Source organism: Lactococcus sp. AK05, from assembly GCF_041026685.1.
In the GTDB taxonomy this organism is placed as follows: Bacteria; Bacillota; Bacilli; order Lactobacillales; family Streptococcaceae; genus Lactococcus; species Lactococcus lactis.
Genome location: NZ_JBFTEI010000003.1, coordinates 172,357 through 184,470, shown reverse-complemented (window position 1 = coordinate 184,470; position 12,114 = coordinate 172,357). Strand labels below are relative to the sequence as shown.

Sequence of the window (12,114 nt, the reverse complement as noted above, 5' to 3'; positions counted from 1 at the left end):
TTTATCTCTAAATATAGTTTACAATTGTAAACGAAAAAAGTCAAGAAAAAATCATCTCCATTTGGGGAATGAAGATGACCTGTTATTATTTAGTAAAACAATATTTGGGGTTTGCTTTACCAATTTCATTCTAGCAAATTTAAATTCAATTCACAAACGAAGTGTTTTTTAAATTACTTTATAACCAGCCTCTGCAACGGCAACAGCCATTTTATCCATATCTGCTGGGGCAGAAAATTTAACTAGTGCTTCATTCTTTTTCAAAGAGACTTTCGCTTTTTCAACACCCTCAATAGCTTCCAAAGCATTTGTCACATGCATTACACAGTGGTCACAAGTCATTCCCTCAATTTTTAAAGTTTCTTTCATTTTCTATTCTCCTTTTTAAGCAGAAATCTGCTCATGTTCATGTTTGCAAGCACAAAGTCCACTTGTTTCTAAGCAATTACAATGTTTTTGTCCTACCACTTCTTTGGCATTAAGTGATTCTTGCAAAAGTTCAATATCCTTTTCCGTCAAAGTCGATTTTTCAATCATCTCTTGCAAAACATTGACATGTTTCGTTTCACAAACTTTTTGGATTAGACCATCGGCCATTAAATTTATAGCCGTACATTCTTCCATCAATGGACGATAAACAAATTTTCTTCCTTCTTTTTCGGTAGAAAGCATTTCTTTTTTTACCAGTCGACCAAGTAAAGTCTTAACAGTGGCCAATGACCATTCTAATTCTTGGGGGATTTGCGCATAAATTTCATCAACGCGCGCTTCTCCCAGAGACCAAATTACACGCATAACGATTAATTCGGCATTTGATACATTAAATTCTACTTCGTTCATTTTTTCTCCTTTCCCCATTCATTTTCATAAGATAAGTTTACACGTGTAAACACTAAAAGTCAAGTATTCAACCTAAAAAAATAAAATTCGAATTTTATCATTCGAATTTTTAAGTTTAATCTTAACCAAATAATTCTTCCATAATTTTACGTCCAGTGGGTGTTTGGGCCAAACCTCCCTCAGCTGTTTCTCTAAAAGCAGCTGGTAGAGAACGTCCCACATTATACATGGTATTGACCACTTCATCAACTGGAATCACTGTTTTAACCCCTGCCAAAGCCATATCAGCTGAAATCATTGCTTGTGACGCCCCCATTGCATTACGGTGAACACAAGGGATTTCAACCAAACCAGCAACAGGGTCACAAATTAAGCCTAACATATTTTGCAAGACAATAGCAATCGCATAACCTGCTTGTTCTACAGAACCACCAGCAGCTAAAACGAGTGCAGCTGATGCCATTGCCGAAGCAGAACCGACCTCAGCTTGGCAGCCACCCTCAGCTCCAGAAATCGTTGCATTATTTGCAATCGCAAGTCCAAAGGCTCCTGCTACAAATAAAAATTCCACTTGCTGTTCATGACTCAAGTCTAAAGTTTTAATAGCCGAAGTTAAAACACCTGGCAAACAGCCGGCTGATCCGGCAGTTGGTGTCGCACAAATGAGCCCCATTTGTGCATTCACTTCATTGACGGCAACCGCATCACGAGCTACTCCTAAGATGAGCTCACCCGAAAGTGCTTTGCCTGATTTAATATAATCATCCATCAACTTTGCATCACCACCAGTAAGACCTGTAAGTGATTTTTTACCAGCAAGCCCCTTTTTAACAGAATCAAGCATCGTTTCTAGGTTATGTTCCATCATTTCCCAAATTTGTTCACGATTTCGTCCAGTTTGTTCCATTTCAATGGCAATCATTAATTCTGTGACCGAGGAATAATTTTTAGAATCCTCGATTAATTCTTCTATATTTTTAAACATATTTATTCCTATACTGCTTTTAATTAAAGAAATTAACGGCGTGCAAACGAGGAATAAGTTTCATTTCCTCAATTACTTCCTTAACATTTGGTGTATCAACTTCTAAAATCATAATCGCTTTTTCACCCTTAGCTTCTCTGGTTACATTCATTTGTGCGATATTAATTTGATGTTCTGAAAGGACACTAGAAACTCTAGCAATCATCCCTGGAACGTCTTCATGAATGACCACAAATGTCGGAACACCAGCCGAAATTGCGATATCAAATCCATTCAATTCTGTCACTTGAATCATTCCACCACCGATTGAAATTCCAGTCACGGTCATTGTTCGATCCCCTTTTTTGGCGATTAAACGTGCGGTATTGGGATGCTCTGCTTTTTCTTCTGGATGTGGAACATAAGAAATTTCCATTCCTTGTTCAAAAGCAAGCTGAGGCGCCATTGGCAGACGTTCATCATCTGTATCCATTCCTAAAACACCTGCAACAAGAGCAACATCTGTTCCATGACCCCGATAAGTTTTAGCAAAAGATTCATAAAGATGAATCTCCAATTTTTCTGGAAGTTCACCGAAAATAGAACGTACAATTTTACCAATTCGAGCAGCACCAGCTGTGTGCGAGCTTGAAGGTCCAATCATCACTGGACCAATGATGTCAAAGACACTTTTATATCTTAAATTATCCATTTAAACCTCAGTTCTTACAAAGATAGTTTTTAAACTATCTTTTATCTTCAAATATCATAACATAATTTTCAAGCTTTTTCAGGCAAAAAAAAATAGCTCCGCAGAGCTATTTTCTATTGACGTCCTTTGTAAATTGAACGCGATTGACCATACCATATTTTGGTTAGCCATCTTTGAATCCAAGGTTGAACCCATTTATCTAAACCAAATGAACGACCTGAACCATTCATAAGCGCAATTGCCACTGGAATAAACCAAATGTTAACCCAGTAGAACATTCCTGAAAGTGAGAACATAACAGTCAATGCGGCTGTTGCTGCTGCTGCAATCCAAGTGAACAATCCAAAAATAAGGGCAAGTGCAAGGAAGATTTCAACAATTGACATGAATTTTTGCATGAACAATGCGACTTCACGGTTTGGAATCATAAACTTAAAGATAGGTTCCATCCAATGTGGCACTTTGTCAAAAACAGTCATTGGGTCAGAACCGTAAGCGTATGAGAGGCCCCATTCAGTTGCTTTATGAGCAGCTTCGCCACCACCACTTGAAGCGGCTGTTGTTGCTGCGCCTGTAGCACCTGCGGCTGCATCGGCTACACTAGAACTTGATGAAGCGGCTGTTGAAGCACCTGCGGCTGCGTCAGCTGCTTTTGGTGCTTCTTGCAACCATGAGAATGGGAATTTAAGGTCATTTGTAAACCAAGAACCTTTACCAAACCAAGTCGTTGGGTTGAAGTATTGACCATCACCGACAATTTTCTTAATTGCTTCGGTAAACCAAACCACACCATAGAAAATACGAAGTGGAACAGCCCAAAGTACATTTCCTTGACGTGAAGTATGACCACGCATAAAGTTACGATTATCTTTTACGCGGAAGACTTCATCCAAGGCATAACGCCAAAAATAATGCGCTGAACGAATTTGTAAAGTATAGATAAAGTAAACAATATTCTTCATCAACATTGCCCAGAAACCAGTTAGACGCATGCTACCGATTTTGGCAACTCCCCAAGTTGAACCAATCGAAACCATTGTTCCTTGGTATTTACTTTCATGTTTATGTTTGCTTCCACCATTGATGTCTGCAAGAATATTTGCCGCTGCTGTGTGTGCTGTTTGTTCCGCAGCTTCAACGATTTGTGGTGTTGGACGACCAGTATCTGGTTCAATATATCCTGAAACGTCACCAGCAACATAAATCCCTTTTCCTTCAAAACCAACAGCTTCCATGTATTCATTTGCTTGAAGACGATGTCCACGTTCTGTTTCATTAAGGTCTGTTTTTGCAGCTGTATTTCCTTGAACACCAGTTGTCCAAATCAATGTGTGAGTTGGAAGTTCTTTGGCAACTTTTTCTTCGTCACGCCCACCAACATTTACTTTGATATGATCTTTCGCTACTTCAACAATACCGTGGTTTGTTAAAACGTGAACATTTTTCTTTTCAAGATAAGCATGAGCTTTATCTGCTTGTTTACGGTCTAAAGTATTAAGGATTGTTGGCATCATTTCAACAACGTTGATTGTGATTTCTTCTTCAGGAATCTTCCAATCTGTTGAAACTTTTTTACGCCAATCAATCAATTCGCCTGCCATTTCAATCCCAGTAAATCCTGATCCGGCAACTGAAATTGTTAAAAGAGCACGGCGTTTTTCATCATCAACTTCTGTTGATGCATATTGGACGATTTTTTCCAAATGACGTTTGATTCGCATTGCATCTTCAAGTGACCAAAGTGTAAACCCATGTTCTTTAACACCAGGAACTCCAAAGTCATTTGGTTCGCCACCAAGGGCAACAATGACATAATCATAGCTATAACGACCATGTTTTGTGATTACTTGTTTGTTTTCTTTGTCAAGACTGACGACAGAGTCAGTGATAAGACTAACGTTTTTACGTTTTCCTAAAAGCTTTTGGAAATCATATTGTACAGTTGTGAATGGAACACGTCCTGCTGCAACTTCGTGAAGTTGAGTCATGGTTGTGTGGTAACTATGTTTGTCAATCAGTGTGATGTCAGCATCTGCTTTGAGCTTTTTAGAAAGCTCACGCGTCGCATGTACTCCTGCAACACCACCACCGATGACTACGATTTGTTTCTTAGTCATTTAGAATGGTTCTCCTACTAGTAATATAATAATAACGTCAGGCACTATTATATCCTTTTTAGAGCAATTTGTAAACTGTTACACAAGAAAAACTTTTCCAAATTTTTTTATGGAAAAGTTTTATATTTATATTTTATTTTAACTTAAATTGCACCTTTGTGGAAAAGTTGGTCATTGATATATTTGAAGAAATAATGACCAGAACGAATTTCAAAGGTATAAACAAGATAAACCATATGTTTCATGAATGTTGCTGAAAAACCACTTAATTTTGTTTTTCCAACTGTCCCAACCGCATAGCCTGAACCAATAGAAACCAGTGTTCCACGATAATTTCCAACAAATTTGGTTTTTTCGCCACCTTTAATGTCTGCAATGATATTTTTAGCGGCCGTGCTTCCTGTTTGTTCTGCTGCTTCTACAATTTGAGGAGTTGGGCGACCATTTTCGGGAACAATATAACCTGATACATCTCCTGCAACATAGATGCCATGATTTTCTTCGCCAATCGCTTCCATGTACTCATTTGCTTGAAGACGATGACCACGTTCTGTTTCTGAAAGTTGACAAGCTTCTGCTTCTGTATTTCCTTGTACCCCTGTTGTCCAAATTAAGGTATTTCCTGGAATTTCTTTAACAACTTTTTCCTCGTCACGCCCACCAACATTTACAGTGATATGATCTTGTGCTACAGCTGTAATTCCATGATTTACAAGGACATTGATGTTTTTATTTTGAAGGTAGACGAGTGCTTTATCTGCTAAACTACGGTCTAAAATATTCATAATTGTTGGCATCATTTCAACAATATTGATTGTAAATTCAGATTCTGGAATGCCGTATTTTTTAGATGCTTTTTTACGCCAATCAATCAATTCTCCGGCCATTTCAATTCCAGTGAATCCTGAACCAGCCACGCTAAAGGTTAACAATTTTTTGCGTTTTTCTGAATCAGCTTCTTTAGCTGCTGCTTGAACCATTTCTTTCAAATGTGCTTTTATTTTCAAAGCATCTTCAAGTGACCAAAGTGTGAAGCCATATTCGTTAACACCTGGAACACCAAAATCATTGGGTTCTCCACCCATTGAAACGACTAAATAATCATAGTCATAGCTATTTTTATCTGTAATCACTTTTTTGTTAGCTTTATCAAGTTCAACAAGTGACTCTTTTACCACTTTAACGTTATTAAATTTTCCAATTGTTCGATTCAAATGATATTGAACAGCATCTGCCTCAACACGACTCGCTGCAACTTCATGAAGTTGGGTCATTGAAGTTTGAAAATCATGTTTATCTATAACTGTAATTTCTGCATCATTTTTCAAATTTTTTGCAAGTAAGCGTGTGGCTGAAACTCCAGCAAATCCAGCACCTACAATAACGATTTTTTTCTTAGCCATTTCTCTTGGCCTCCTACTAATAATAATTCCAAAAAATATTATACCTCTTATCGAAATAAATATACATTTTTCTGTTTATAAATTTACTTTCTGTAATTTTTAAAATAAAAAACCGCAGTATACGGCTTTTTTAAATAATTGAATAATTTTTTAAGACTTGCCCCTCAGATACACCTAAACATTTCATGAAAGGAAGTATATAGTCAATGTCTTCAATATTTTTCTTTTGCATCAGTGAAATTCGGCTAATGCCTTGACTAACTTCTACTGTGACTTTATGGTCGTCGTTAATAAAAAGGTGAATACTATCACATGCTCCTTGATGAATACTGACGCCTAAAATTTTTCCTTTTTGAACTTCACAGGTTTGAGCGCCATGGAGATAGCTATCTACTACTAATTTCATTACGGTTGTTTCAATTTTAAAATTCTTTGGTTTTTGCTGATCATCAGTTTTTGAATTTTGGGCAAGTTCCATGTTATTATTTTTCATGGTTTAGCTCCTTTCCATTTCTTAATTCTATTTTATCAAGTTTTATTATGAGAAAAAAATGATATGAAAATAAAATTTATTTAATACTTTTAAGACTATAATACTGCCTTTCTTACTAGTTTAAATTTTACTGACGGTCAGCAAAAAAGACTGACCACATCAGTCTTTTTTTATTTTGTTGAGAAAAACAATGACTGCTTGGTTGAATTTCTCAATTTCTTCCAAATGTAAGATATGCCCACATCCTTCAAAAATTTGAACTTCTGAATTTGGATTGTTTTGTAATTCACGCGCTGCTTGAGCATGAATTGCTGGAAAAATCGGAGATTTCTCGCCGGCAAAAAATAAATGTGGTTTTTTTTCTTGCCCAAGCTCAGGACGCCAATCTTGCAAAATAACATTTTGCAGTAAAGGACGATAGCGTTTGAAATCAAAAGGTTTCATTCCATGTCCCAGTGTTCGTTTTACACTATCTGACAACTTTTTTTGTGTCAACCGAGTTTTTGGAAAATCATCAATAAATACTGACAGCTCTGTCAGTGTTTTCCCATATTGACCATTGAGCCAATCTGCCGATTTGAAGAAAGTTGGGGCCTGATCTTCTGTAATTATTGCTGATACATTTTCGTCAGTAAATAATTCTTCATAAGCCATAATTGTTGCCGCACCCATCGAATGGCCAATTAAGACAACATTTTTTAATTGTAAATAGTCAATTAATTCTTTTAGGTCCATTGCCAAACGGTGTAAAGTCAAGCCATAATCAACTTGTTGTGAATCTCCATGTGAGCGATGATCATAAGTAATCACCCGATAACCAGCATTTACAAATGTTTCTATTTGGGCAAACCATGTAACTTCACTGGACGAATAGCCACCAATTAGAATCAGAGGTTGATTTAACTGATTGCCATAATCATGAAAATTTATTTTTACTAAATCATTTGTTGTAAAAAAAGACATTTTTGTTTCCTCTCAAGCATTTTCCAATGTTTTCATTGTAACAAAAATTCTGTCAGCACTGACCAATTATGATTTCTAGTAACTGATTATTCTTCAGCCAGATAAAAATACTGACAATAAGTAAAAAAATTCTGTCAGTAAAATTTTTTAATGATGAATTTAAAAACTGACAGCCTAGCTATCAGTTTAATTAAGAGATATGAGTAAATCATAAGTTTTCTATCATTATTTCATTTTTATCACTGATTATTCTAATCCAAATGATCACCATTTGAAGCAAAAACATTTTTAAACCAATGAAATGATTTTTTTGGAATACGTTTATGACTTTTTGGATCCACATAAACAGCACCGTAACGTTTATCAATAGCACCAGATGAAGCAGGAATATCAATCAATCCCCAACCAAGATAACCCATAACTTCTACCCCATCAGTAAATATTGCCTTTTTCATAGCTTCAAGATGTTTCCGATGATAAGAAATTCTCAAGTCATCAGCAATTTCTGTTTTCCCATCCCAGATTTCTGACTGACCAATGCCATTTTCAATAGGAAAAACAGGCAACCCAAATTCATTATATAATCTACTTAGAATTTCTCTAAAGCCTTCTGGGTCAATGGACCAATCCCATTGATTATGTTCAAGCAACGGATTTAATTTCATTCCTTTAGTCAAATAAGAATTTGGTGCATCATTTTCTGTCAGCTGACTTGCATCAAGTAAAATTGAGCGATAATAAGAAAAAGAAATAAAGTCAGAAATTCCATTTTTTAAAATTTCTTCATCTCCTTTTTGAAAATCCATTTGGATGTTCTGATTTTTAACATAGGTCATAACCTCATGCGAATAATGACCAAAAGCATAAACATCACAGAGATTTCGATTATAAAATTCATCAAATTTTCTAAGATATAAATTATCTTTTGGTGAAAAAGTTGCGGGATATATTTCCGTAGTCGCCAACATTCCTCCTATTTTTGCTTCAAAATTTTCATGCAAAAATTGGGTTAATTCGCAATGAGCAAGCATGGTATGATGAAAAACAGTGTACATGTCAGAGAGTGTCAGCTCTTTTTTCAAAACTCCCGAATAATGCTCAAAACCGTCAGCAAAATAAAGATTATGCTCATTAAAAACAATCCAATATTTGACTTTGTCAGCAAATCTTTTCATCATTTCTTGTCCAAATCTTACAAATGCTTCTTTCACTTTTCGACTCAAAAATCCATTGTACTTTTCAGCCAGATTTAATGGCATATCGAAATGATAGAGACATATCATAGGTTCAATTCCACGAGCCAGCAAATCATCAATCAGACGATTATAAAAAACAATTCCTTCCTCATTAAATTCACCATCGCCATCAGGAACAATTCGTGACCAAGAAATTTGGAAACGATACATATTCATATTCATTTCTTTCATAAGATCTAGATCTTGTGAATAATGATGATAATTATCATTTGTTACTTGCCAATCTTTGGCAGAACGTCCAGCGGTATTCACATCATAGACAGAGGGTCCTTTTCCTCCTTCATTCCAGCCGCCTTCGGTTTGCATTGACGAAGTTGAATTCCCCCAGAAAAAATCTTTTGGCATTTTATTTTCCATTTTGTCCCCTTTTATCTTTAATTTTATAAAAAGAAATCCCGAAGAAAAAGTTTCTCCGGAGTTTCTAATCTCCTTATTCAATTACTAAGCAATAACTTCTTCAACTTCAGCATTTGCTTCTTGTTCTAACAACATTTTGTCATATTTTTTAGCAAATGGAAGATAAATCAAAATTGATTCTAAAAGCGCAATAACTTGCAGCACTGCATATTGCCAGCCTCCGATTAAAAAGCCAGAAATAATTGGTGGAGTGGTCCAAGGCGCGGCAACACCATTCATTGGCGGAACAATGTGAAAATAAATCGCTCCGTAAACCGTAGCCGAAACGACTACTGGAACAAGAAAGAATGGCAGAGCAAGAACTGGATTTAAAACAAGTGGCAATCCAAATAAGAAAGGTTCATTGATATTAAATAAACCTGGGACTAACTCTACTTTACCAATTGACTTCATCTGTTCTGAACGAGCAAAGAAAATCGTAAAGATAATTAATCCAAAAGTAATTCCTGACCCCGAAAGATTAATAAAGTTATTATAGAATTCATTGGTCACAATATGAGCACCATTAGCTAAACTCAATTTGTGAGATTGATAAAGGGATGCATTGGCAAAGGTATTTGGAATCAGAAAGGCAGAGGTAATTGCTCCCATAATAATTCCACCATGAACCCCAAAGAACCAGAAGAATGGAACTAAGAGTGAGATAATAATAATTCCACCAAATGAGCCGCCTAAACCTTGTAGAGGGACAGATAACCAATGATAAATAAAGGTTACTGCATCGGTATGACCAATTTTATCAAATAAAGCATAGACAACCGTAGCAGCGACGACAATTACTCCTGTTGGAATCATTGAAGTGAATTGATTAGCAACATTTGATGGGACTTGTTCAGGAAGTGTAATCTTCCAGCCTGCTTTCATCATTGCTGAATAAGCCCAGCCTGATAGAATACCAATAATAATGGCCGCAATCATTCCTTGACCACCGTTCCAAGTTAAATTGAGCACTCCTGTCACTGGATTATTTAGAAAGACTTGCATGGCATGAGGAAGCTTTTCAAAAGCAGCCGTTGCTTGTGTTCCTGTGAGATTCCCAATGCCTGAGGCTTCTTTCCCAGTAGCTAGTGCCGCTGTGATTGGATTTGCAATACTTAGAGATTGAACAATGAAAAATGCAGAGAGAGAAGTTAATCCTCCTTGTAAAGCAACATCACCAAATCCAGCTTCTTTGACATAAGAATAGCCAATACCGACTGCTGCCCAAATCGCTAAAATACCGAATGATACGTTAAATGCTTGGGTAAAAATTGCTGACCAGCCATTGTCTGATAACCATTTTGCCACAGGTGGAATTGGAATATTCGCCAGAATTAAGAAAATTGACCCAACAATGATAAATGGCATGGCAAAAAGCATTCCATTTTTCAAAGCAGTCATCGCTCGTGTATTCACGAATTTCATAATTGGCGGTAAGACTTTATTATTTATGAAGCCGTTCATAAATAAACCTCCTTTAAGATGTGAGGACGAGCATTTAGAAATTATGAAAATTAGAAAAATACTTAGAAAAACGAAGTTTTTGGAGTATTTTATCTATTTTCACTAACTTCTGCGAGTCCGAACTCAGTTGATTAAGATGTGAGCCCGACGGTTCTGAAATGAGGAAAATTGTCTTTTGTGCTGGCGTTTTGCCCCACCAACAAGTGCTTTAACACTTAGCTAGAATGGTCAACGTATTTTATCTATCTACGCAGCAAGCTGCTACACAATCCATTCGCTCTAAGCGACTATCTTTGCTGATTTCATCAGCTACGCTGTCCGTTTTCTCTACTTGCTAAAGCAAGTGATAAAAAGGCAAAGTTGCAAGGCGAATCGCATTTTCACTTATTTCAAGAAGGTCGAACTCAATTTGTTAAGACAGTTCAGATACTTTGAAGACTATACTCTTTTAATTAAACCGCTTACAATACAATAATACCCCTTACAATTTTTTTTGCAAGGGGCTTTTCTATCTTTGTTACCTGTTACAGGATTAGTTACATTTATCAGCTTTTTCCATTGCCTGATGAGCTAGTATTTCAATAAAAGCAATGACTGGGAGCTGAGAAGTCAAATTTTCAAGTGGGTCATAGGCGGAATATTCCGTTTGGAATCCATAAGTTAAATTTATATTTGAAAGTTTGGATAAGGTCGTTTCTGGATGATTTGTAATTGAAATAATCTTTGCTGGCGCTTCCTCTCTTAGCTTGACAACTCGTTCAATAATCTTATCTGTTTCACCCGAAGCGGATAAGACAATGCTTAAAACATCTGGTGCACCTTTGCCCTTAACGGCCTGATAAGGATCAGAAATGGCATAAGATTCTAAGCCAATATTTGTAAAATAGCGGGCACCATATTCAGCTAAAGCTCCTGAAGAACCTACTCCAATAAAAATAATATATCGAGCTTCTCGAATTAATTTGACAGCTTCTTCTAATTTTCTTCCCGCTTCCTTAGAGGTTATTTTTCGTAAAAATAGGTCGAGTTGTAATAAATTTTCATAGTAATTAACTGGAATTTCTGTCAGTTGATTTTGGTTTTTAAGATAATATTTTAGTTCTACCCAGCCCTCAAAACCAAGTTTTCTGGTCATGCGCATAACTGTTGCTGTGGAAACATGGACAGCTTGTGCAAGCTGTCTGACTGACATTTTATCAATACTTGATAAATTAGATAAGATGAAATTAAATGTCGCAGTTTCTAGTTCATTGAGCGTTCGAACTTGTTCGGGCAAGAAATCAATCATTTTTACTGACCCAACCTTTCTTATGTTGTTGATTATTTATTTGTTATCCTGAGCGAACTCATCAGTATCGATTTTTATTTAATAAATAAATTACTGACAGAATTTTGAGGGTCAACTCTAAACTCTTCTGTGACTTCCAAAATAAAATAAGCCAGTCGACAAATTGTCAACCAGCTTATTTTACTTTTTATTCTTTAGCTCTCATTTTTTTACTGACA

The 12,114-nt window shown here is 36.2% G+C and carries 10 protein-coding genes and 1 pseudogene; all 11 read right to left on the bottom strand.

Translation table 11 applies throughout. The features are described 5' to 3' along the window. Positions 1–168 precede the first annotated feature (168 nt). Positions 169–369 (bottom strand): heavy-metal-associated domain-containing protein, encoded by a 201-nt coding sequence (locus tag AB6B24_RS08020; protein WP_021722979.1) that lies wholly within the window; start codon positions 367–369, stop codon positions 169–171. 15 nt (positions 370–384) lie between these two features. Then, on the bottom strand, positions 385–840 hold the full coding sequence (locus AB6B24_RS08015) for a CopY/TcrY family copper transport repressor (RefSeq protein ID WP_311802416.1): 456 nt from the start codon (positions 838–840) through the stop codon (positions 385–387). Positions 841–961: 121 nt separating this feature from the next. Beyond that, complete coding sequence (gene sdaAA / locus AB6B24_RS08010; protein WP_311802414.1) at positions 962–1,825, bottom strand: L-serine ammonia-lyase, iron-sulfur-dependent, subunit alpha; 864 nt, start codon at positions 1,823–1,825, stop codon at positions 962–964. A 19-nt stretch (positions 1,826–1,844) separates the two neighbouring features. Continuing rightward, positions 1,845–2,516: an L-serine ammonia-lyase, iron-sulfur-dependent subunit beta gene (gene sdaAB, locus AB6B24_RS08005; protein WP_012897487.1), complete on the bottom strand. Its 672-nt coding sequence runs from the start codon at positions 2,514–2,516 to the stop codon at positions 1,845–1,847. 113 nt (positions 2,517–2,629) lie between these two features. Beyond that, a complete protein-coding gene (locus tag AB6B24_RS08000) occupies positions 2,630–4,633 on the bottom strand; it encodes an NAD(P)/FAD-dependent oxidoreductase (RefSeq protein WP_047206537.1) in 2,004 nt (667 codons plus the stop codon). A gap of 161 nt (positions 4,634–4,794) precedes the next feature. After that, positions 4,795–6,036, bottom strand: a pseudogene (locus tag AB6B24_RS07995) (NAD(P)/FAD-dependent oxidoreductase); the annotation flags it as partial. 130 nt (positions 6,037–6,166) lie between these two features. Then, positions 6,167–6,529: a hypothetical protein gene (locus tag AB6B24_RS07990; RefSeq protein ID WP_058219754.1), complete on the bottom strand. Its 363-nt coding sequence runs from the start codon at positions 6,527–6,529 to the stop codon at positions 6,167–6,169. A gap of 159 nt (positions 6,530–6,688) precedes the next feature. Further along, complete coding sequence (locus AB6B24_RS07985) at positions 6,689–7,492, bottom strand: alpha/beta fold hydrolase (protein WP_017864342.1); 804 nt, start codon at positions 7,490–7,492, stop codon at positions 6,689–6,691. Positions 7,493–7,743: 251 nt separating this feature from the next. Continuing rightward, complete coding sequence (locus AB6B24_RS07980; protein WP_311802411.1) at positions 7,744–9,105, bottom strand: glycoside hydrolase family 1 protein; 1,362 nt, start codon at positions 9,103–9,105, stop codon at positions 7,744–7,746. An 84-nt stretch (positions 9,106–9,189) separates the two neighbouring features. Continuing rightward, a complete protein-coding gene (locus AB6B24_RS07975; protein ID WP_010905577.1) occupies positions 9,190–10,608 on the bottom strand; it encodes a PTS sugar transporter subunit IIC in 1,419 nt (472 codons plus the stop codon). A gap of 532 nt (positions 10,609–11,140) precedes the next feature. After that, complete coding sequence (locus tag AB6B24_RS07970) at positions 11,141–11,896, bottom strand: MurR/RpiR family transcriptional regulator (RefSeq protein ID WP_003132572.1); 756 nt, start codon at positions 11,894–11,896, stop codon at positions 11,141–11,143. Between the last annotated feature and the right edge of the window lie 218 nt (positions 11,897–12,114).